This window comes from Streptomyces tubbatahanensis (genome assembly GCF_022699385.1).
Classification (GTDB): Bacteria; Actinomycetota; Actinomycetes; order Streptomycetales; family Streptomycetaceae; genus Streptomyces; species Streptomyces diacarni.
In genome coordinates this window covers 7,515,124-7,534,651 of the sequence record NZ_CP093846.1, presented here as the reverse complement: position 1 = coordinate 7,534,651, position 19,528 = coordinate 7,515,124, and the positions used below count along the sequence as shown (strand labels likewise).

Here is a 19,528-nt window from a genome sequence, read left to right as displayed (position 1 = left end):
GACCGGCCGCCGCCGCCCACGCCCTCACCCCGCCTGCGCCACCGCTACACGGGGGCGCCGTCGCGGCAGGCCCGATGGCCCCAGCCCGAAGCGACCCTGCCGATCTCCTCGCCCACCTCGTAGCGGGACTTGCAGTGGCCGCAACGACCGGGGAACTTGGCCTTGATCACCGGCCCCGCTCCGCCGCCCGGCCGGCGGGACGTCCGCGCCTTGCGCGAGCGCGTCGCGCGCGGTTTGTCCTCGGTCGCGGGGCTCGGCTGCGGGACGCCGGTGGCGCCGTGTGCCGTACCGGCGGGGGCCTGCTCGGTGGCCGCGGTGCTGGCGGCGGCGTCCGCGATCGCGTTGAGCGGATCGCCGTTCACCTGGTGGGCCAGGACGTGCTCGAAGACCACGTCGCGGCCTTCGAGGAGGGCGTCGATACGGACGACCAGGTCCTTGTTGGCCACGGGCTTCTTCGACGCGGTCAGCCAGCCGTTGCGTTTCCACCCCGCGATCCACTTGGTGACCGCGTTCATCGCGTACTGCGAGTCCATCCGGACCTCCAGCGGCACCGCGGGGTCGGTGGCCTCCAGAAGCTCCGCGAGCGCGGTGAGCTCGGCCACGTTGTTCGTCGTACGGCCCAGCGGGCCCGACTCCCAGCGCTGCGGGGTGCCCGCGGGGTCGGCGAGCACCCAGGCCCAGCCCGCGGGACCCGGATTGATCTTGGCGGCACCGTCACAGGCCGCGACCATTCGTTCTGGCATCCCCCGATCATGCCAGGCCGTGCCGAGCCCGGACACGCCCCTCGGACGAGGGCGGCAGGCCGATGGGTGCCTCCCCTCCGCGGATATGGGCGCTGCGCTCCATGGGCGTTTCCGCCCGGGTCGGCCAGGCTGGCGGGAGGGTCGGCTCCGTGCGTCGAGGCGTCGCCCCAACCTCGCCTCGCGCCCCGGACCCGCGCACGCCCCCTCACCGACGAACCGCTCCACACCAGGAGGGCCTTGAGATGACCGGCGACATCCCGTTCGCCCAGCCTCCTCCCCCACCACGCCGCACCGTGGGCTGGAGGTGGCGGCGCAACCCGCTGCGGCGCCCCACCGACCGGTTGCAGGCCTGGATCGGGCTGGGTCTGCTGGTGGCCACGCTCTCGGCCACCGCCGCCACCGTTCTCCTGGCCGGCCGCGCCGCGCATCAGCAACTGCGGCACACGGCGGAGGCACAGGCACGCTCCCGCCACCTGACGCCCGCGGTCCTCGTCCACGACGCGCCGGCCCACCCGGAACCGGGGTCGGACGAGGCGAAGGAGACCCGGTACACGGTCACGGTGCGGTACGCCGCATCCGGTGGGGAACAGCGCACCGGGCGGGCCGAGGTGAGCCCCGGCCTCCCGGCAGGCGCCCGGGTACGGATCTGGGTGGACGAGGACGGATCAGTCGCCGGCCCGCCCATGACCCGGGCGCACATCCACCGGCGCGTACTCGCCCGGGCTCTGCTCGCAGCCGCCCCCGTCCCTCTCGTCGCCGCCGCGGTCCACGCGCTGGTCGACCACGGCGTGCAGCGCCGCAACCTGGCAGCGTGGGAAAAGGAATGGACCGAGACCGCCCCGCGGTGGACCCCCTCTCCCTAGACGCATAGGTCCGACGTCATCAAGTGAGCTTCCACCACCTTGAAGGCGCAGGTCGAAGGGTGGGCGTGACCCGTACTCGGGGGACTCACTCCCGGCGTGGGCGGCAGTCCGCGGAGAACCTCGTTCGTCATGAGCCGCTCTCCTCACAGCTCGTAACGCGATCACTATCCGGTCTTCTTGAGGCGTGCGGAGCCCCTGGTGTTCAGGGAGCCCTTGCGGGAGATCAGCGCCTGGATGCAGCGGCGTCGCAGCGCACCGCGCACAGCCTTCGAGCCGTACGCCGTGTCGCGGGTCGTCGGCGGCGCGCGCCCCGAAGACGCGATGTCCTTCGGGGCGCGCGGCAGGGGTTCGGGTTCAGGCGTTGTAGCCGCCGTGGGCGTCCAGTACCGCGCCCGTGACGTACGACGCGGCGGGGCTCGCCAGGAAGGCGATCGCCGCGGCGATTTCGTCGGGGTGCCCCATGCGTTGCAGGGACAGCGAGCTGAGCAGGGCCTTGAGGGTGTCGGGGTCCGGCGGTTGCATGCGGCTGTCCATCAGTCCGGCTTCCACGACGTTGGCCGTGATGTCGCGGGGCCCGAGGTCCCGTGCGACCCCCATGGTGTACCTCTCGACGCCTGACTTGGTCGCCGAGTAGTCGGCAACGCCCGGGACGCCGACCCGGGAGCCCAGTCCGGAACTCACCGTGATGATGCGGCCGCCCGTGCGCAGCACTCGGGAGGCGGCCCGGATGACGGCGATCACGCCGAGGTAGTTGGTGGCGTGCATCCGGTCCAGTGCGGCGGTGTCGGCGTCCGGGTCGTCCACCGTGCGGCCCTGCTCCACCGAGATCGCCGCATTGTTGACGAGGATGTCCAGGCCGCCGAAGTGCGCGACCACGTCGTCGATCAGCGCCGGCGCCCGGCTCGTGTCCGCCTGGTCGGACTGGAAGGCGACGGCCTTGGCTCCCTTGCCGCGCACCTCGTCGACGACAGCCTGCGCCTGCTTCTCGGAGCTGACGTAGGTGAAGGCGACGTCGGCGCCCTGCTCGGCCAGCAGCCGTACGGTCGCGGCTCCCAGCCCGCGCGACCCCCCGGTGACCAAGGCGACCTTGCCCGTGAGTGGCTTGCTCATTCTTCTCACCTCGTTGATTGACCCTTCCCAGCGGTCGTAACGTTAGCTGTTACGACCATTGGTCGCAACCTACACTGTTACGACCGCGCTGTCGTAACATGAAGCGTTGCGGCCGAGAGGAGGGGTGCATGAGCGCCAACAGCAGGCTGACCATTGCAGCCCACGCGCTGGCCTGGATCGGTCTCTATCAGCGCCAGGGCCATGAGGTCGCCACCTCCGAGCAGATCGCGACCAGCGCGAACACCAACCCCGTGGTGATCAGGCGGCTGCTCGGCGAGCTGCGCACGGCCGGGCTCGTGGAGTCCCGGCGGGGCGCGGGCGCGGGCTGGTCGCTGGCGCGCGAGCTGGAGTCGATGACCCTGCTCGACGTGTACGAGGCCGTGGAACCCGGCCCGCTGTTCTCGATGCACCGCGCCACCCCGGACCAGGGATGCGTGGTGGGTTACGGCATCCAGCCGGTGATGCGGGGCATCTACGAGGGCATCGAGGAGACCCTGAGACAAGAGCTGGCCCGCGTCACGCTCGCGCACGTACTCCGGGACGTCCTCGCGGCACCTCGCTAGCCTCTCCGTTACGCCCTGACATCACCAAGATCTCCATCGGTGCCCAGGCCAGTGAATAGCCTGGCAACTGGCGAAGGCGCGGGCCGAGCAGGACGAGCTCGCCGTCGCGGAGCGGGTTCTTGAGCGGATGAGTGAACAGCTTGCCGACGAACGCGCCTCTGTCGCGCCGGCGCCCGGGCAGGTGGGTGGACGTGCGGTCATGCTGATCGCGCACCGCACCCCAGGCGTGGAGGAGATCACCCTTCGGCCGGACTACCAGCGCATTCTCGCCGCCGTGCGGCGGGCCGCCGGTCCGGTCATGGCCCGGCAGGTCGGCGACGCGCTGGCCTTCGTGCCGATCCCGGCCGGTGTCGTCATCGGCGCGACCCAGATGTCCCTGCGCTCCGCTTCGGGCAACAGCGCCTTCCCGCGCCGCAGCCTGTGCTCGCTGCGCCTGACCACGCACCCCGGCAGCGGCGTCCCTCTCATGACCGCCCCCAAGGCAGGCCCGGCCGGGCGCCAAGGCAACTCGGTGGGCTCTCGGTTGGAGCACTTTGTTGGAGCGGTTCTCGACTACAGTGCGAGCATGACGATCCGTCGCATCATGCCCAACGTCGTCACCCAGGACATCGAGGAGAGCCGAAGCTTCTACAGCGACTTCCTGGGGATGGACGTGCGTATGGACGAGCCGGGCTTCTTGATGTTGGCCTCGCCGGGTAATCCGACGGCACAGATGACTCTGGTCTCCCCTGCCGCGGACTCATGGGACCCTCATACCTCCCAGTCGGCTCTGGCGGTCGAAGTCGAGGATGTTGACGCCGCGTACGCCGCAGCCGAGCGCCAGGGGTACCAGGTGGTCTATCCCCTGACCACGGAGCCATGGGGGATCCGGCGTTTCTTTGTTCAGGCACCCGACGGAAGTGTCATCAACGTGCATAGTCACGTCTGAGCAGGTGGCCGCACTCGTCGCGGCGGCAGGCCAATCCGGCGAAGCGGCACACCTCGTGGAGGCCGGCTCCTTCCTCCCCGAGCTCTCGCGCGTCGGACGCGAGGCGATGCAGGCACTCGGCCTCCTCCAGGCGGGTAGCGGCCCGCCGGACAGTGCCTAACGCGGCGCTGCGCCCGTTGAGGAGTCACCGGCGTGCCCACGGATCCGCATACCCGGACGGCGGCGATGCACCGTCAGGTAGGACATGCCGTCCTCGCCTGCGGTGACGCTGCGGCTGGAGCCGTGGGGAAGCCACATCAGGCCGCCCTCGCGCAGGGGCTGGGGCTCTTGCGCCGTGCCGAGAGTGCCGGTCCCGCGCACGACGAGGAGGAGCACGTCCACATCAGGTTCGACGTGGGTCTCGATGTGCCTGCCGGCCGGTACGTGCACGAGGTTGGCGTCCAGTTGGCGCCCCGGTTCCGTCAGCCGCCACACCGCCCCGGCCCCTGCGTCCTCCTCGGCGGCGAGCCCTACGACGTCGCACAGCGGCATCGGCACCGGGACGTTCGAGGGGTGGGAGCCCGTGTCTGCATCCGCCATGAGGTGTCACCGTCCGATGTCTGTGCTGTGGGGGCCCTCACCGCCCCTGTGGCTACGCGGGGAGGAGGCGGGTCGCGGATCCGGCGGGCGTGACGAAGCCCACGCGGTCGACGGCTCGCCTTTTAATAGGAATCTAGCATGCGTATTTGCTAACGTCCTCGCGTGCGGCTGACGAGATTCACCGACCTGGCGTTGCGCGCCGTGATGCGCCTGGCGGTCAACGAGCAGGGCGGGCCCCTGGCCACCCGCGATGTGGCTGAAATGATGAGCGTGCCGTACACGCACATGGCGAAGGCGATCACCAGGTTGCAGCACCTCGGCGTGGTCGAGGCCCGCCGAGGCCGCGGCGGCGGCCTTGAGTTGACCGGGCTCGGGCGACGCGTTTCCGTCGGCTGGCTGGTGCGGGAGCTGGAGGGCGAGGGCGAGGTCGTCACCTGCGAAGGTGAGCAGCCGTGCCCCCTTCACGGCGCGTGCCGTCTCCGCCGTGCGCTGCGCGACGCGCAGGAGGCGTTCTACTCCTCCCTCGAACCGCTCACCGTCGCCGACCTGGTGGCACCGCCCACGGGTCCGGTGCTCGTCGGACTGGTGGGCCGGTCCTCATGACGTACGGGCGCGCACCCGCCGAGCGGACCCACACGCACGGGAACAGGGCGACGCACGTGATCCGGACGACGCGCATGAGGTTGACGGGGCACACGAGCCGTATGGCGCACATGAGTTGGACGGCGCGTGCGCCGTACGACGCACGGGAAGCCCACGACGCCCACGATGTCCACGACCCAGGTGAAGCCCCGACGCACGCGAACCGGACGCTCCGCCACCCACGCGGACGCGCCGGTGACCTTCCGGAAACTCACCCCTGACCGAAGGACGGCGAACGCCGATGGACTCCACGTCAGCCGCGGTGGTCACCGCGGTCACCTTTCTCTGGCTCGGGATGGTGCTGGCGATCTCCTTTCTGGAGGCACCGTTGAAGTTCCGGGCCCCCGGCGTGACCGTGCCCGTCGGGCTGGGCATCGGCCGGCTCGTCTTCCGTGCCCTCAACGCGGTGGAGGTCGTACTGGCCCTCGTCGTGATCACGGCGATCGCGACCGGTGCCCCCTCCGTGACGGCGGGCGTCGCGACCGCGGCGGCCGCCGCCGTGCTGGTCGTGCAACTCGCCGTGGTCCGGCCCCGTCTCAGCCGCCGGTCCGACAGGGTGCTCGCGGGGGAAACCCTCCCGCGATCCCACGCCCATCTCGTCTACGTGGCGTGCGAGGTGGCCAAGGTCGCCGCGCTCCTCGTGCTGGGCTGCGGCGTGCTCGCGGCCTGAGCACGGGCACGAGCGCGTCGGCCTCGCGCCCCGGTATCCCCGACTTCCCCGCGGGGGCCGGATGCGAGCAGGCGGCCGAAGACGAAGCGCACCATACCCACCGGCGCGACACCCCAACGGGAGCTGCCGCACGACGTGTTGGGTGACGCGAGTGACGGGATGGGGCTTGCGGTGGGGTGTGTGGTGGGCAAAGATCAGGACCAGGTGACCGATGCCGTACCGCAGGTGTGTGCTGCGGTCGAAACGGCCGCCGGTGAGGGCGTGGCCGGGGGGGTGCGGGCCGGTCGAGGACGCCTGCTGCCGCACTGCTCACGGGGAGGACCCATGTTTCGACTGCCGCGCGCCGCGGGTGTGCTGGCGGCCGGCGCCGCGTTGATCGTCGTACCTGCTCACGCCGCCGCAGCGGTCGGGCCGGCTGCCGGGACGGGCGAGCCCCACGTCCTCGGTGCCTGCGCCGAGCTGACCGGCCAGGGCCCTGGCTGGGCCTCCCTGCGCAACGACTGCGGTGTGGAGATCAGCGGTTCCGTCCGGTTGAGCTCCGGCACGAGCCCCCAGTGCGTGTCGATCCCCGCGCACGGCACGAGCACCGTGCGGTGGACAGGAGACGGGACGGCCGAGTACGCCTACGACTGCCTGACGCGCGGGGGCGAGTAAGGCACTTTCCCTCGTCGGCGAGGCGGACGGCGGGTGCCTCAGCGCGCGAGGCCGGGGAGGGCCGCTTTGGTGGCCTCCGCCAAGAGGGCCTTGTCCGACGCTGAGTCCTCGTCGTCGCCGCGGGACATCAGCGCGATGATCACCGGCGCTCCGTGCGGGCGCCAGGCCACCGCGATGTCGTTCTGCGTGCCGTAGGTGAGGCCGGATCCCGTCTTGTCGGCGACCTTCCAACCGGAGGGGACACCGGCACGGATGAGGTCGTCGCCTGTGGTGTTGCCGCGCATCCAGGTCGCCAGCAGCTCGCGCCGGTCCGGGGCCAGGGCGTCGTCGAGCAGGAAGCGTCGCAGGTCCTGACCCAGCGCACGGGGTGTGCTGGTGTCGCGCGTGGTGCCGGGCGGCGTGTCGTTGAGGTCCGGCTCGGTGCGGTCGAACACGCTGGTCCTGTCGCCCAGGCCGCGCATCTTTCGCTGCAGCCCCGCGGGGCCACCGAGTTGCTCGAAGAGCAGATTCGCCGCCGTGTTGTCGCTGTACTGGAGTGCGGCCTTCAGCAAGGCGCGCACCGACATCCCGGTGTCCAGGTGTTTCCTGGTGATCGGCGCGTAGTCCTGCAGGTCGTCGCGCTCGTACGTGATCACCTGGTTCAGTTCCGCTTCGTCGGCGTGCTCCAGCAGCGCCGCGGCCTGGAGGACTTTGGCGGTGGAACAGAACCCGAACCGCTCATCCGCGTGGTACGTCACCGTACGGCCGGAGCCGGTGTCCCTCATGTACAGGCCGAGCCTGCGGTCGTGCCGCTTCTTCAGTGTCGCCAGCGCTTTGGTGACGCGTGCCGGGGTGCTCGCGCCGGCGGAGGCGGACGGTGTCGCGGAGGCCCCCGCCGACGACTCGGCGGGGGTGGAGCGCTCCTCACCGCATCCGCTGATCAGACCGGCCACGAGCACGGGCACCGCGAGCAGCGTGGCCCGCTTCTTCATCGATCGCATGCGCGGCATCCTGCTGGGCGCGCCCCTCACGGGCAAAGACGAGAACGCTGCTGTTGATGCCGTTCGGGCATGAGTCCCTGCCCGCATGCGCCCCTCCCCCAGCATGGATTGCCCTCCGGCAGGAGACCGAGGGAGCGCGAATCCCGGTGCGGTCACCACGTGTTCAAGCGCACGGGCGGACACTGCCGGCTCACGGCCCAGGCGCCGAAGCGCCACCGCTGACGACAGCCGTCCGGCGGACAGCCGGCGACGGTAGACAACCGACGACGACGAGCGCTCGCAAGCGAACCGTGCCCGACCCGGAAGTGCCGCCGAGAGGTCAGGCGGTGGACCCCGCCTTGATCGCGGCCGCTATCTCGACGGCGCGGCGGGCCTGGTGGCGTGCCGCCTGCAGGGTCACATCCCCGGGTGCACCCTCTCCGGCCACGTGGGAGGTTCCGTAGGGGTTGCCCGACTGGAACTGGACGGGGTCGGTGTAGCCGGGGGGCACGATGATGCCGCCCCAGTGGTAGAACGTGTTCGCCAGCGCCAGGATGGTGGACTCCTGACCGCCGTGCGGGGTGTTGGAGGCGGTGAAGGCCGAGTACACCTTGCCCGCGAGGTTGCCCTGGAACCACAGGGGGCCGGTGGTCTCCATGAACACGCGCAGTTGGCTGGCCGGGTTGCCGAAGCGAGTGGGAGTGCCGAAGAGCACCACATCGGCCCACTCCACGTCATCGAGGTGCACCTCGGCGACGTCAGCGGTGTCCTGGAGGTGCTGGACCCACTCGTCCCTGGTGTCGATGACCTCCTGCGGAGTGGTTTCCGCGACCTTGCGCAGCCTGACCTGCGCACCGGCCTTCTCCGCGCCCTCGACGGCTGCCTGCGCCAAGGAGTACACGTTGCCCGTGCTGCTGTAGTAAATGATCGAAACGTTCACGAATTCCGACATCGATACCTTTCCTCGTCATCGGGATAGTGTTCCTTCACCCGTTACGACGACGCAGCCCTGCGAAATGTGAGGCGGCGTGCCCACCTTGTCTTTCGCCGGGGCGTCTCATCGGGCTGAGCGACGGGGACGGAGCGACCGAGGGAGCCGGCGGGACCATGACCAAGCCATCAGGGGCCGAGCGGGACCGGCCCGATCCGGGTCTGAGCGCGCTCATGAGCGAGCGGCACCAGCTGATCAACCTCACCTACCGGCTCCTCGGCTCGCTGACCGAGGCCGAGGATGTCGTACAGGAGACCTACACCCGCTGGTACGCCATGCCGGCCCGGGAGCGGGATGCCATCGAGTCGCCCGGTGGCTGGCTGACGACGGTCGCCAGCCGGATCTGCCTCGACCAGCTCGGCTCGGCGCGGGCCAGGCGGGAGCGGTACGTGGGCGAGTGGGTCCCGGAACCGCTGCCCACGGGCACGGAGTGGGTCAGCGGGCGGTGGGACGGCGGCACCACGGCCGACCCGGCGGACCGGGTCACCCTCGACGAGTCGATCAACATGGCCTTTCTCGTCGTGCTCGAACTGATGACCCCGGCCGAGCGTGTCGCGTTCATCCTGCACGACGTCTTCCGCTATTCCTTCGCCGAGGTGGCCACGATCGTCGGCCGGACACCGACGGCCTGCCGGCAGCTGGCCTCGTCGGCGCGCCGCCGCATCCGCACGTCGCCGTCCCTCACCGCCCCCGCCACCCGGCGCGCCGACACCGTCAGGGCGTTCAAGCAGGCGTGGGAGGCCAAGGACATCGACGCTCTGATCGGCCTGCTGGCTCCCGAGGCCACGGCGACCGGCGACGGCGGCGGACTCGTGCCCGCTCTGCTCCGCCCGGTCGAAGGCGCCGAGGAGGTCGCGCGCTTCTTCGTGGGCCGGATCGAGGTGGTGCCCGACCTGACGCTTCTGGAGAGCACGGTCAACGGTCAGCCGGGGCTGGTCGCGAAGTGGGACGGTGTCGCCGTCTCCGTGCTGGCGTTCGACATCGCGGGTGACCGGATCACGCAGATCTGGTCGGTGCTCAACCCCGACAAGCTGCGGCTGTGGCGGGCGGGTTCATCCCTTCCCGAGGAGGGTGGCGACGCGGCAGGCTGACGCCCTCCGCGTCGCGCCGCCTCACCGCCACCGGGCCATCACCGCCCCGGGCTGGTCCAGCTCCTCCACGTAAAGCCGCTGCGGTGCTACTCCGCACCCGAAGACGGTCCGACCACCCAGGCGGTGCGCCGCGTGAGCGCGCTGTTCGTGAGGAGACCTTCGGCGGGTTCAGCGCGGCGCAGCTAGAAGCGGCCGAGGCGCCCGGACTGCCCAGCCCGCCGTCCGAGAGCTCCGCCGTGAGACGGTGCCCGGGCGTGAGGCCCTGTGCGCAGGGTAGGGGCGCGCCACGTGCGCCTCTGTCTTCCGGGCGGGCATGGCCTGGGCATGAAACCGTTTCGCCGCACCGTCCGTTTGCATGTCTGGTGTGATGTCTCGGTCGGGAAGGCTTCGAGAGCGCACCGACGCATATGACATATATGGCGCCTGTTACGCAATGAGCAGATGAGAAGGATTACCAGGGTGAAGACAGACAATTACCGGAAGAGGCCCGTCGGTTGGATAGCCGGTGCCGCGCTGACGGCGATGGTCGTGGGGGTCACCGGGTGTTCGAGCGACTCGGATTCCGGTGAGAAGAAGCCGGCCGCGGACGGTTCGTCCGCGGACCGTCCCAAGGAGGAGAAGAAGGACGACGCGGCGACGCCGCCGGCCTCGAACACCCGCCAGTCCTCGGCAGAGGCGGCGGTCGCCGCGTGGGTCACCGCAATCGTCAAGGGGCAGCCGAAGAAGGCGTGCCTGGTGATGGCGGAGCCGGCGTCCGGTTCCTCGCCCGCGAAGGTCGGCTCCCCGTCGAGGTGCAACAGTGACGATCCCGAGGTGCGCAAGATGCGGGAGAACCTCGGAAGGTTCCGCGCGTCGTTCTCACCCAAGCCGCCGCCCAGCGACCCTCAGGTGGAGGTCGCCAAGACCCCGGCCACCGGTGGCAAGGCGGTGGTCCCGGCCGACAAGGTCACCATCGACGGAAAGAGCCTGGACAAGGTCATCGTGTCCAACTCGTCCGGCGTGAAAGAAGGGCAGCTGGACGTCAACATGACGTCCTCGAAGATCGACGATGCCTGGTATGTGACCGACTTCGCGATCGACATAGGCTGACTACCCCGACTTCGGCCCGCCTGGTGGCAGGCAACCGTGCCGAGGGCCTCCGCTCCGGCGTCAAAGGCCTCGGCACGGTGCGGGCCCGCGGCCCTCGGCAGTGTCCGCGGGCCTCACCTGCTGTGCATGATCTGGATCAGGTTGCCGACGGTGTCGTCCAGGACCGCTGTGGTGACCGGCCCCATCTCCAGCGGCTCCTGGGTGAAGCGCACACCGAGCCCGCGCAGCCGCTCGCATTCCGCTTGCACGTCGTCCACGGCGAAGGACGCGGCCGGGATCCCGTCGTGGACCAGCGCCGTCTTGTACGGCTGGACCGCGGGGTGACCGGACGGTTCGAGCAGCAACTCGGTCCCTTCGGGGTCCTCCGGCGAGACCACGGTCAGCCACCGGTCGGAGCCCATCGGAACGTCGTGCTTCGTCACGAAACCCAGCACCTCGGTGTAGAAGCGCAGAGCCTGCTCCTGGTCATCGACGAAGACGCTGGTGAGGTGGATCTTCACAGGTGCTCTCCCGGTGCGTCGGGCCTGAGCCATCGGGTGACGATGCACTCAAGGGGTTCGGTGTTCAGGTCGTGGAACTTGTAGCGGCCCTGGCGCCGCGAGTGGACCAGGCCCGCGGATTCCAGCACCGCCAGATGCTGGCTGATCGCCTGACGGGACAGCTTGAGACCGTGCTTGGTCACCAGCCGTGCGCAGATCTCGAACAGGGTCTGACCGTCCCGCTCCGTCAGCTCGTCAAGGATGTGCCGGCGGGTGGGATCGGCCAGCGCCTTGAAGACATCCTCTGCCATGCCCCACACGATAGGCAAGCAGGAGCTTGCCTATCAAACCCGGTGCTGCTCCGCCGGCCGGCCGATGAGGACACGCCCTGCCCGACCACTCGATCGCCGTAATCGGCGACAGCGGCGGATCGGACACCGCAGTGCTCACAGTGGCCTAGAGTCGGCCGCATGCGACGAAGGACAGGGTTGGCCGTAGCCGGTGTCGCGGCCCTGGCCTGGGGTGAGTGGGTGAACCGGCGCTGGTCCCGCGCCCTGGTGAGGAGGCACGGCGGGGGCGCGTCCGAAGCCGTGGTCGTGCTGGGCTACCGGAACCCTCGGCCGAGGGTGAACTTCGTCAACCGCTGGCGCGTCCGTGCTGGAGTGCGCTCCGTCACCGCCGGGGACGCGCGAGGCACTCGTCTGATCTTCAGCGGGGGTGCGGTCGGCAACTCCATCGCGGAAGCCCGGCTGATGGCTGACTACGCGGAGTCGGTGCTCACGTTCGACGGCACGGTGCTTGTCGAAGACCAGAGCGCGACGACATGGGAGAACATCACGAACGTGATCCCGCTGCTCGAGAATGTCGACCGCATCAAAATCGCCTCCCAGCCGGCCCACGCGCTCAAAGCCCGCGCGTACCTGCGGCGGCAGCGGCCTGATCTTGCCGAGCGGCTCGTGCGAGCGGACGACTACCGTCCTGGCGAGTGGATGGTCGGCAAGCCGCTGCTGGGTCTGTACGGACTATGGACGCTCCGCGGCCTCACAGCCACGGAGCGGAAAGCCTTGCCGTAGACAGCTGCTGCCGCGCCGGCGTCACCGAGGGTGCTTCGTGAACCGCCGCCACCAGGCGCGGAACAACCGGTGGCACCGCGACCGGGCAGCCGCGCGCGTCGCCCACCTTCGCGACGAAGTCCAGACTGTCGACGGTTCGCGACGAAGTCCAGACTGTCGACGGCCTCCTCCGACTCGGCGTCATACGAGCAGTCGCCCGGGAACAGGTCGACGACCGAGCGCATCCGGACAGCCAGGTGCACCCGCCACACGGGCAGGCCGTGCATCGGCAACGCGGCGGCGAACGCGGCATCCGGCCTCGGCGCGTCCACCATGTGCCGGGTGAAGACCAGTGGCGCGGCGCCGTTTCCGGCCGGTGGCAGAGCGGTGAACGGCACACCGGCGGCCGTACCCGCGACAGGTGCGCTCATGCGAGCACGTTAGACCCCGTAGTCGCGTCGGAAGGACGTTCATCGCCCCAGGCGGAACCCGTGCGGGCAGGACACCGGGACCGCGGCCGTCACCGTCACCGCCTGGTGTCACGCGTCACGCGCCACGCGTCAGGCACGGGGCGTCAGGCACCGGGCGCCAGGCGTCAGGCTGAGAAGCCGACGGAGGTGGCGTACTCGTACTGGCCCCACTGCGAGCCCAGGTCGGTCAGCCAACTGTCCCACGCATCGGCGAGCCCTTCGTCGTCCCCGGCGACCCAGGCGTCGACGATCCCGTCCCAGTTGCGGATGCGCAGTCGCCGGAAGCCGGACCGGTCGGTTTCGATGACCCGCCTGCGTGGGTCGGCCACGGCGGTCTGATCAAGAGGCTGGATCTCCACCCGGGTACCGCCGCGCGCGTTGAGACGGCGCAGCAGGTGGCGGGCCACGTTGCGCCGCCGGTAGGCGCGGTAGGCGGTGTCGATCAGGGCCAGATTGCCGGGGCTGGGGGTCTGCTGGTGCGAGAGCCACCTGCGCAGCGTCCCGCGGACCACCGTGATGCCCGCGTCCCTCATCGCCTGGTATCCGGCGGGCGAGTTGGTGAGGTAGTGCAACCGTGCGGTGAACCCGCGCCGCGTGGTGACCGGGGAGCGGATGCCTCCCTCCAGCGCGAGGCGGTCAAGAACGTCGGACGCGAGCTGAGCGCTTTTTCGCCCCTGGGCGCCGTAGAGGCCGAAGTCGAGGGCGCGTTCGGGCACTCAGCCCACCTCCCGCTCGCGGTAACTGCCCTCTGCGACCCTCTCGAGCCGGTAGGTCTGCTTGGGCTTGACCTCGGTGACTTCGCGTCCTTCGGGCAACAGCGGCGTGTCCTTGCCCGCCGCTCGTGCCCGGCGCCAGTCGCCGGCGACGTGGAGTTCGTCGGTGCCCCTCATCCGTACGACGGTGAGGCCGGCCTGATCGGCCGCCCATGCCTTGCGCCACAGGTTCGCGAAGGCCTGGGAGCGGATGATGTGCATCCAGTCCTGCCGGTACAGGTCCCGGTTGTAGTTCGACTCCCCCATCGTGGAGACGAGCTTGGAGTACATCGCCTTCACGTACTCGTACGCCACCTCGCCCGCGGCCGAGTCCGCGGCCAGGGCGCGGGTACGCACCTGCACCAGCGCCCTGCGCAGTGTCTCCAGGAGCTGCTCGGTGGAACCCGAGGTCCAGGACTCGTGGATCAGCGGCCGCTCGCACAGCCCCGCCTTCGGGCCGGAGAGGCGCAGAAGCAGGCGGAGCGTCGACTCGGTGACCCAGATCCGGCCCGGCTCCTCACGGTCGCCGATCGGGTTCGGCAGTCGCGGGTGTTCCCAGTCAGGCGGGGTGATCAGGTGAACGCCAGAGCGCTTGGTGTCGTGCGCGGGACCGCCGTCGTCCGGGCCGAGGTGGTGTTCGAGCTGGCCGATGGGCAGGTGGGCCTTGAGCGCGCTGAGGTAGGCGCCGTTGATGTCGAGCGCCGTCACCGTCAGAGCCTGGTCGGCGAGCGGGTCGAGGACGTGGGGCGGTGCGGTCCAGCGGGGGCGGGCCTCCCAGATGTCGTCGGCGTCCTGGCGGCCGCGCTTGTGCAGGATGTCGGGCAGGTCGGGGTAGTTGCGGAAGTCGTAGCGTCCCCCGGCGCGGCTCTCCTCCAGCAGGGCCATGACGTCGGGGATGGCTGTCTTCTTCAACGCGGTGATCGCTTCCGCGACCTCTCCCCCGGCGTCCGTCAGGACGACACCGACTTTGCCTTCGATGCGGTCGACCAGTTCGCCGACCTTGCCACCGTCCTTGTGCACAGCCGCCTGACGCAGGCCCGGGGAGTGACCGGCGCCGGACGCTGCCTGCCCGGGGCCGGTGGAGCCGGCCGGCGGACGCCGGGTGGTGTGGTTCCTCGCGGCGGTGCCCGCGGACAGAAGCGCCGCGGTGCCCGCGTTCGTGGACGCGGTACTCCCCGTACTCGGCATCGCAGCCACGTCCGTGATGGAGGAGGACGCGGAAAGCGGCGCGGGCGCGGGTGCGGGGACGGACGCGGGTGCCGGAACGGAGGGGGCGGGCTGGTCGAGGACGCGCAGGTGGGTCATGTCCAGCCCCACCTCGACGGCGGCCAGCGCACCCAGGTCGCGAGCGGTGACGGTGATACGGGCGGTGCTGCCGTCGTGGGGGCGAGTCAGATGCAGGGTGCGGTCCGCCTCCAGTTGCGCCACCAACTGGGCGTCGTCCGTGTCCATCAGGACGACGACCGCGACCTGCCGCTCCACGGCCAGGCGGGCGAGGGCCTTCACCGCGGTGGGCAGGCCCCGGCCGGAGAGCGGAGTGCCGTCCGTGCGGGTGTGCTGGAGCCGGTCCACCACGACCAGGCCCAGGCCCTCGATCCGGGAGGCCTCTTCGGCGATGCCCTGCGCGGTCGGCTGGGGGCGGGTGAAGGCCAGCGGCGCGGCACGCAGCCTGCCGTCCGCGTCGAGCACGGCCTGACGCTGCTCGGCGGTGAGGGTGCCGGCGGCGAACTGCGCGTACGGCACTGTGGCTTCGGCGGCGATCAGGCGCCGGGCCGCCACCTGCAGCGGCACACCTGAGAGCGCGTACAGGACGGGCAGCGGCTGGACGGGATCGAAGGCCGCCGCGCGCGCCGCCTGCAGCGGTACGAGGCTGCCACCCGCGTTCGGGGGAGCGACCACCAGGGTGAGGCTGCCGCGCGCCAGCCCGCCGGACGCCCGGTCCAGCGACGCGACACCCGTGGACAGGCCCGTCGCCGCCGGCTCGGCCCCCAGCAGGCCGTCGAGAACGTCACCGAGGCCGGTGACCCCGCGAGCGGTGTCGGACTGCGGCGACTCGTTGCCGGGCGGGGCGTGGTGGGAGACGGTGGCGGCCGGCCTTCCGCCCACGGTCAGCACCTGTGGTTCGTGCTGCGCCGCGGCCACGAGAGCGCCCAGTTCCTGCCGCGCCTTCGTGCTCGACCACACCGGTCCGGCCGGTCCGGCGCCCTCCAGCCGGCGCATGACCGCGGCCTGCCGGCTCTTGGTATTGACCAGGACGGTCTCCTCCCGGTGCCGGAGCCGCTCGACCGCCTCGCTCCACTGCTCACGAGCCTGCGAGAGCGTCAGGTCCATGGCAGCCTCCCCTTCGAGCGGAACCTCATCCTACCCATGTGGTCACAGTGAAGCTGCACGTTTGATACATACGCGTCGGCTCGCGGTACGGCGGTTCCGCGGAACCGCCCCTGTGGGAACTCCCGCCGGACCGGCTACGTCACACCGGTGAGCGGTGCGCTCACCCCCTCCGGGAGGTCATATGCGGGCCAGACCGTCGCGTTCCCGCAACCTGGTTGCGGTGCTCGCCTTGTCCGTCGCCGGTCTGGTCGCCCTGGCCGCCGGCTGCGGTGGTCGGGAAACCAACGGTGGCAGCACGCGGGAGGCGGACGACGAGAGCAGGGAGGCGCGGGCACACCGTGCCCGGCAGGTCGCCGCTGCCTGGGACGGATCGGGCGCAGCTGCCGCGTGGCGCGCCGGCTACCACCCGACGGGCGAGGTCATCCAGCCGCCGCGGGAAGGCCTGCACACCAAGGACGACAGGCAGGCCTATCGGGACCGAAGCTTCGCTCTGCGCGGCAAGTTGCCCGCCGCCGCGACAAAGAAGGGCCAGGTGTCCTTTGCCGAAGGTGGAGCGCTCGCCCGGCCCCTGGAGGCAGCGGAAGAGTCGTACGAGGCCCTGGTCCGTTCCGGCGCGGAGCCGCGGCTGACGGTGACCGGCGCGAAGCTCGGAGAGATGACCGTGGTCACCAGCCGCGGACCGGCTACGGTCCCCGCCTGGCTGTTCAGCCTGAAGGGCTACGACACTCCGCTCAAGCAGGCTGCCGTCACCGCGTCCGGACTCCCCCGGTCACCGGTCAAGCCGGTCGCTGGACCGTCCACGCGACTCGGTGGCCTGGTGCGCTCCGCTGTCGACGCGCGATCGGTGACCGTGATCGCCGCGCACGGCGTCTGCGATGACGGCGCCGTGGTGGACGTGACGGAGACGTCCGGCAGCGTGGTGCTGTCCGCCTCCGTCAGGGGTCGACGGGCCGGCCTCTGTACCAAGCAGGCCATGCTGCAACGGGTGACGGTACAGCTGGGCCGGCCCGTGGGCGACCGTGTCCTGCTCGACGCGCACACCGGCCGACCTGTCCCCTACCGGCCATGGGGCGCTCACCTTCAGGCGGGAGACGGCGTGCGGTGATCAGCTCCCCGTCGTGGAGCTCGGTCAGCGCGTGCGGTACGCGCAGCCCGGCCAGGCCGGCGCGGTGCGAGAGGAGGTGACGTACGAGTACGTCCTGCTTGCCCGCTGCGGCAACTCGGGCCAGTAGGCGCCGACTGCACCCGTATCCATCTCGACCGCTCCCGGGGCGCACGGCGCACCCGGTGCGGGATGGAGGAGTGCGGCAACCGCGTCAAGGCCGCTGCGTACCGGACTCGCAGACGAGGCGCGCGGGGCGCCACGCCGTGAACAGACGGCGTGGCGCCCCGCGCGGCTCGGGCCCGTGCGCGTGCGCTGGTGCGGCGGCCCGAGGTGAGGTGTCAGCGCTCCTGGTAGACGAGCCAGACCTGTCCGGGGTCGAAGGGCATCCGCTTGCCGTTCGAGAGCGTGTAAGTGGTGTCCCCCGTCGCGCTCTTGCGCTGCCACGTGGTCTCGAACGCCTTGCCGTCGCGCAGTACCGTCGCCTCGCCGCTGCCCACCGTCTCGATGTACGGCGTCTCGCCGCTGGAGTCCGGTGGCATGTCCGTCTTCTGGATGATCACGGTCTTGCCGCCGAGTAGCTGCCCGGACGTGCCCTTCGCCGGTGCGCCGTCGAAGGACGCCAGCCAGCGGTCCTCCTCGGACGACCAGGCGAACGAGACGCTGGAAGAGCCGTAGTCGACCGTCCGCTCCTCGGTGGGCGTACCGCCGCCGGGTTCCGCACCGAAGCGGAAGCCGATGTCGTCGGCCTCGCTCGCTCCCCGCGCCTTCGCGAGGATCTTGTCCGGGTGACCGTAGAGGTTGTGCGGAGGCTCGTGGTTCCCGCCGCGCTCGTAGGCGTCGGGGTGGTCGTCGTGCGAGACGCCGTACAGAGGCGACTCCTTGATCTTGTCCACGACCCCCTCGCGCGCGCCCGAGTAGGCGAGTGCGGGCCGCTGGAACATGCGCATCTGCTCGACGTTGTACTCACGCGCGCTGCGCACCGGGCCCAGGGTCTCGGGGTAGTGGCTGGAGTAGATGGCGAACAGCCGTCCCAGCCCGCCCTCGACCTTCTCCACGCCGACGATGTCGGCATCCTCCAGCGCTGTCTGCGGACGCGCGTCCTTGTGATTGTCGATCTTCACCGCGAGCACGGGGTTCTTCTCGGCGGGAAGACCCGTGAAGGGGGAGGTGAAGGCGGCTTCCTGCCGCGTCGGAGGGGTACGGGCACCGTCGTCGGCGGCGAACGAGGCGGACGAGGTGACGGTCCCCGTCAGCCCTCCGACAACGGCCAACGCGGCGAACAAGCGGAGCCGCCGGCCGCGGGCGCGCGACGTCTCCGGCCTACTCCGGGACCTCCGGGGGCCGGGCGCGGGATCCTGTGGGGCGGAGCTGCGGGCCATGAACCGACCTCCTGTGGGGGGATGGTGTGGGGAGGCCCAACCTCATCCAGCGTGTGTCGCGTCGTCAATACCTCGTAAGCCCGGCCCTGGCGCGGGAAGGAAGCGGTCACCGCCGTCCCGACGCGGTGCTGGGTGGGGCGGCGGTGCGTTACGACGCGCTGCTCAGCAGGGGCTCAGTGACCAGACAGGGGCCCAGTCGGCCGTGCCGGAGTCGTAGGCGGTGGACTTCCACAGCTGATCGCCGTTCTTACCGTAGAAACGGGCGACGGTTCCGCTCGTCTGGTTGTTGATGTAGGGACCGGTACCCCACCAGTTGGTCACGTTCCACTTCCCGCAGGTGTAGAACGAGAACTCCGTGCCGCGGACCTCCATGCACAGGTGCTCGTACTCGCAGTTCAGCGCCTGCCCTGACACGGCCTTCTTCGCGGTGAAGCCGTTGTAGTCCAGCGTCGTCGCGTTGATCCGACGCCCCTCGACCTGGTCGCCCATCACCGCGGAGACCGTCGCTCGCACCTCGCTCAGGTCGTCCTGCGCGGCGGTGGCCGAGCTGGTCATGCCCAGGGTCAGACCGGCCATCAGCGTGCCGACGGCCGCGGCCGCACCCAGCTTTCTTCCGCTCTTCATGTGCTTCCCCTCCCGTTGTCGCCACCGCCTGACGAGGCGTCACCGGCGGCGCTCGTGTGACCGTGACACAGCACACCAGGCAGCCCAGGTCCGGTCATCCTCGGACATACGAGGGTGCGCACGAATCCGGCCAACGCACCCGGGGCGCGCGGCGCACGGCCGGCCCAGCTCGAATTCGTTGAACGGTTCAACATCGGCTACTGTGACAACCGGTTGATCAGCGATGCGAGAAGATCCTCGACGCTCACCAACACGGGCACAGCCGAACAGTCCCCGTGATGCCCCACGTGCGGGAGGGGCCACGGGCCGGGCCTCCCGCCCCTCATTCGGCACGCTCACGAGGTCGACACGGCGGTATGGGAGACCCCCCGATGCCTACGGCGTGTGACCCGCGCAGGTCCTACGGGGCTCGCTGAACCCGACCCTGGGCACGCAGATCTTTTCCCGCGTCACC

The 19,528-nt window shown here is 70.6% G+C and carries 21 protein-coding genes and 2 pseudogenes; 11 read left to right on the top strand and 12 right to left on the bottom strand.

Going from position 1 to position 19,528, the window contains the following annotated elements:
• Window positions 1-44: 44 nt before the first annotated feature.
• On the bottom strand, window positions 45-743 hold the full coding sequence (locus MMF93_RS32365) for a ribonuclease H family protein (RefSeq protein ID WP_242756816.1): 699 nt from the start codon (window positions 741-743) through the stop codon (window positions 45-47).
• Window positions 744-985: 242 nt separating this feature from the next.
• Between MMF93_RS32365 and MMF93_RS32360 the strand changes: the two genes are divergently transcribed.
• Window positions 986-1,606: a DUF3592 domain-containing protein gene (locus tag MMF93_RS32360; protein ID WP_242756813.1), complete on the top strand. Its 621-nt coding sequence runs from the start codon at window positions 986-988 to the stop codon at window positions 1,604-1,606.
• Between the two features lie 354 nt (window positions 1,607-1,960).
• Here MMF93_RS32360 and MMF93_RS32355 read toward each other — a convergent pair whose 3' ends face one another.
• Window positions 1,961-2,716: an SDR family NAD(P)-dependent oxidoreductase gene (locus MMF93_RS32355; RefSeq protein ID WP_242756811.1), complete on the bottom strand. Its 756-nt coding sequence runs from the start codon at window positions 2,714-2,716 to the stop codon at window positions 1,961-1,963.
• Between the two features lie 128 nt (window positions 2,717-2,844).
• Here MMF93_RS32355 and MMF93_RS32350 point away from each other — a divergent pair, with 128 nt between their 5' ends.
• Window positions 2,845-3,279 carry an Rrf2 family transcriptional regulator gene (locus MMF93_RS32350; RefSeq protein ID WP_242756809.1) on the top strand — a complete coding sequence of 145 codons (435 nt, stop codon included), beginning with the start codon at window positions 2,845-2,847 and terminating at the stop codon, window positions 3,277-3,279.
• A 127-nt stretch (window positions 3,280-3,406) separates the two neighbouring features.
• Complete coding sequence (locus MMF93_RS32345; RefSeq protein WP_242756807.1) at window positions 3,407-4,207, top strand: VOC family protein; 801 nt, start codon at window positions 3,407-3,409, stop codon at window positions 4,205-4,207.
• A 156-nt stretch (window positions 4,208-4,363) separates the two neighbouring features.
• Here MMF93_RS32345 and MMF93_RS32340 read toward each other — a convergent pair whose 3' ends face one another.
• Complete coding sequence (locus MMF93_RS32340; protein WP_242756805.1) at window positions 4,364-4,786, bottom strand: cupin domain-containing protein; 423 nt, start codon at window positions 4,784-4,786, stop codon at window positions 4,364-4,366.
• A gap of 162 nt (window positions 4,787-4,948) precedes the next feature.
• Between MMF93_RS32340 and nsrR the strand changes: the two genes are divergently transcribed.
• From nsrR to MMF93_RS32325, 3 genes are all read left to right on the top strand, one after another.
• Window positions 4,949-5,389 (top strand): nitric oxide-sensing transcriptional repressor NsrR, encoded by a 441-nt coding sequence (nsrR, locus tag MMF93_RS32335; protein ID WP_242756803.1) that lies wholly within the window; start codon window positions 4,949-4,951, stop codon window positions 5,387-5,389.
• A gap of 280 nt (window positions 5,390-5,669) precedes the next feature.
• On the top strand, window positions 5,670-6,098 hold the full coding sequence (locus tag MMF93_RS32330; RefSeq protein WP_242756801.1) for a hypothetical protein: 429 nt from the start codon (window positions 5,670-5,672) through the stop codon (window positions 6,096-6,098).
• Between the two features lie 324 nt (window positions 6,099-6,422).
• Window positions 6,423-6,752 carry a hypothetical protein gene (locus MMF93_RS32325; protein WP_242756799.1) on the top strand — a complete coding sequence of 110 codons (330 nt, stop codon included), beginning with the start codon at window positions 6,423-6,425 and terminating at the stop codon, window positions 6,750-6,752.
• 38 nt (window positions 6,753-6,790) lie between these two features.
• Here the strand turns inward: MMF93_RS32325 and bla are convergent, their stop codons facing one another.
• Both bla and wrbA read right to left on the bottom strand, forming a co-directional pair.
• On the bottom strand, window positions 6,791-7,732 hold the full coding sequence (bla, locus tag MMF93_RS32320) for a class A beta-lactamase (RefSeq protein ID WP_242756797.1): 942 nt from the start codon (window positions 7,730-7,732) through the stop codon (window positions 6,791-6,793).
• Window positions 7,733-8,051: 319 nt separating this feature from the next.
• The gene (wrbA, locus tag MMF93_RS32315) at window positions 8,052-8,663 is read right to left on the bottom strand and encodes an NAD(P)H:quinone oxidoreductase (RefSeq protein ID WP_242756795.1); all 612 of its coding nucleotides are present in this window, start codon (window positions 8,661-8,663) and stop codon (window positions 8,052-8,054) included.
• Between the two features lie 155 nt (window positions 8,664-8,818).
• On the opposite strand from wrbA, the gene sigJ reads away from it, so the two are divergent.
• Complete coding sequence (gene sigJ, locus MMF93_RS32310) at window positions 8,819-9,793, top strand: RNA polymerase sigma factor SigJ (RefSeq protein ID WP_242756793.1); 975 nt, start codon at window positions 8,819-8,821, stop codon at window positions 9,791-9,793.
• A 459-nt stretch (window positions 9,794-10,252) separates the two neighbouring features.
• On the top strand, window positions 10,253-10,882 hold the full coding sequence (locus tag MMF93_RS32300) for a hypothetical protein (RefSeq protein WP_242756791.1): 630 nt from the start codon (window positions 10,253-10,255) through the stop codon (window positions 10,880-10,882).
• A 113-nt stretch (window positions 10,883-10,995) separates the two neighbouring features.
• Here the strand turns inward: MMF93_RS32300 and MMF93_RS32295 are convergent, their stop codons facing one another.
• A complete protein-coding gene (locus MMF93_RS32295) occupies window positions 10,996-11,382 on the bottom strand; it encodes a VOC family protein (RefSeq protein ID WP_242756789.1) in 387 nt (128 codons plus the stop codon).
• Window positions 11,379-11,672 carry an ArsR/SmtB family transcription factor gene (locus MMF93_RS32290; protein ID WP_242756787.1) on the bottom strand — a complete coding sequence of 98 codons (294 nt, stop codon included), beginning with the start codon at window positions 11,670-11,672 and terminating at the stop codon, window positions 11,379-11,381. Before MMF93_RS32290 ends, MMF93_RS32295 begins: the two co-directional genes overlap by 4 nt.
• Before the next feature lie 159 nt (window positions 11,673-11,831).
• Here MMF93_RS32290 and MMF93_RS32285 point away from each other — a divergent pair, with 159 nt between their 5' ends.
• Window positions 11,832-12,434 (top strand): YdcF family protein, encoded by a 603-nt coding sequence (locus MMF93_RS32285; RefSeq protein ID WP_242756785.1) that lies wholly within the window; start codon window positions 11,832-11,834, stop codon window positions 12,432-12,434.
• Between the two features lie 574 nt (window positions 12,435-13,008).
• Here MMF93_RS32285 and MMF93_RS32280 read toward each other — a convergent pair.
• Both MMF93_RS32280 and MMF93_RS33790 read right to left on the bottom strand, forming a co-directional pair.
• The gene (locus tag MMF93_RS32280) at window positions 13,009-13,599 is read right to left on the bottom strand and encodes a transcriptional regulator (RefSeq protein ID WP_242756783.1); all 591 of its coding nucleotides are present in this window, start codon (window positions 13,597-13,599) and stop codon (window positions 13,009-13,011) included.
• A complete protein-coding gene (locus tag MMF93_RS33790; protein ID WP_423835563.1) occupies window positions 13,600-15,966 on the bottom strand; it encodes a DnaB-like helicase C-terminal domain-containing protein in 2,367 nt (788 codons plus the stop codon).
• Window positions 15,967-16,147: 181 nt separating this feature from the next.
• Here MMF93_RS33790 and MMF93_RS32265 point away from each other — a divergent pair, with 181 nt between their 5' ends.
• Entirely contained in the window at window positions 16,148-17,071 is a 924-nt protein-coding gene (locus MMF93_RS32265) for a hypothetical protein (protein WP_242756781.1), read from the top strand.
• Here the strand turns inward: MMF93_RS32265 and MMF93_RS32260 are convergent.
• Window positions 17,061-17,209 (bottom strand): annotated as a pseudogene (locus MMF93_RS32260) (serine hydrolase); the annotation flags it as partial. The gene MMF93_RS32265 and the pseudogene MMF93_RS32260 sit on opposite strands and share 11 nt — an antisense overlap.
• On the opposite strand from MMF93_RS32260, the pseudogene MMF93_RS32255 reads away from it, so the two are divergent.
• Window positions 17,204-17,338: pseudogene (locus MMF93_RS32255) on the top strand (CGNR zinc finger domain-containing protein); the annotation flags it as partial. The pseudogenes MMF93_RS32260 and MMF93_RS32255 sit on opposite strands and share 6 nt — an antisense overlap.
• 71 nt (window positions 17,339-17,409) lie before the next feature.
• Here MMF93_RS32255 and MMF93_RS32250 read toward each other — a convergent pair.
• Together MMF93_RS32250 and MMF93_RS32245 are read right to left on the bottom strand one after the other, a co-directional pair.
• Entirely contained in the window at window positions 17,410-18,342 is a 933-nt protein-coding gene (locus MMF93_RS32250) for a DUF3048 domain-containing protein (RefSeq protein WP_242756779.1), read from the bottom strand.
• 270 nt (window positions 18,343-18,612) lie between these two features.
• Complete coding sequence (locus MMF93_RS32245; protein WP_242756777.1) at window positions 18,613-19,074, bottom strand: hypothetical protein; 462 nt, start codon at window positions 19,072-19,074, stop codon at window positions 18,613-18,615.
• Window positions 19,075-19,528: the final 454 nt, after the last annotated feature.

Excerpts from the sequence above, each read along its gene's own strand:
- bla (WP_242756797.1), bottom strand. The coding sequence starts at position 7,732 with ATGCGATCGATGAAGAAGCGGGCCACGCTGCTCGCGGTGCCCGTGCTC.
- MMF93_RS32325 (WP_242756799.1), top strand. The coding sequence starts at position 6,423 with ATGTTTCGACTGCCGCGCGCCGCGGGTGTGCTGGCGGCCGGCGCCGCG.
- MMF93_RS33790 (WP_423835563.1), bottom strand. The coding sequence starts at position 15,966 with ATGGACCTGACGCTCTCGCAGGCTCGTGAGCAGTGGAGCGAGGCGGTC.
- MMF93_RS32365 (WP_242756816.1), bottom strand. The coding sequence starts at position 743 with ATGCCAGAACGAATGGTCGCGGCCTGTGACGGTGCCGCCAAGATCAAT.
- MMF93_RS32245 (WP_242756777.1), bottom strand. The coding sequence starts at position 19,074 with ATGAAGAGCGGAAGAAAGCTGGGTGCGGCCGCGGCCGTCGGCACGCTG.
- MMF93_RS32355 (WP_242756811.1), bottom strand. The coding sequence starts at position 2,716 with ATGAGCAAGCCACTCACGGGCAAGGTCGCCTTGGTCACCGGGGGGTCG.
- sigJ (WP_242756793.1), top strand. The coding sequence starts at position 8,819 with ATGACCAAGCCATCAGGGGCCGAGCGGGACCGGCCCGATCCGGGTCTG.
- MMF93_RS32290 (WP_242756787.1), bottom strand. The coding sequence starts at position 11,672 with ATGGCAGAGGATGTCTTCAAGGCGCTGGCCGATCCCACCCGCCGGCAC.
- MMF93_RS32345 (WP_242756807.1), top strand. The coding sequence starts at position 3,407 with ATGAGTGAACAGCTTGCCGACGAACGCGCCTCTGTCGCGCCGGCGCCC.
- MMF93_RS32330 (WP_242756801.1), top strand. The coding sequence starts at position 5,670 with ATGGACTCCACGTCAGCCGCGGTGGTCACCGCGGTCACCTTTCTCTGG.
- MMF93_RS32350 (WP_242756809.1), top strand. The coding sequence starts at position 2,845 with ATGAGCGCCAACAGCAGGCTGACCATTGCAGCCCACGCGCTGGCCTGG.
- MMF93_RS32265 (WP_242756781.1), top strand. The coding sequence starts at position 16,148 with ATGCGGGCCAGACCGTCGCGTTCCCGCAACCTGGTTGCGGTGCTCGCC.
- wrbA (WP_242756795.1), bottom strand. The coding sequence starts at position 8,663 with ATGTCGGAATTCGTGAACGTTTCGATCATTTACTACAGCAGCACGGGC.
- MMF93_RS32340 (WP_242756805.1), bottom strand. The coding sequence starts at position 4,786 with ATGGCGGATGCAGACACGGGCTCCCACCCCTCGAACGTCCCGGTGCCG.
- MMF93_RS32360 (WP_242756813.1), top strand. The coding sequence starts at position 986 with ATGACCGGCGACATCCCGTTCGCCCAGCCTCCTCCCCCACCACGCCGC.
- MMF93_RS32285 (WP_242756785.1), top strand. The coding sequence starts at position 11,832 with ATGCGACGAAGGACAGGGTTGGCCGTAGCCGGTGTCGCGGCCCTGGCC.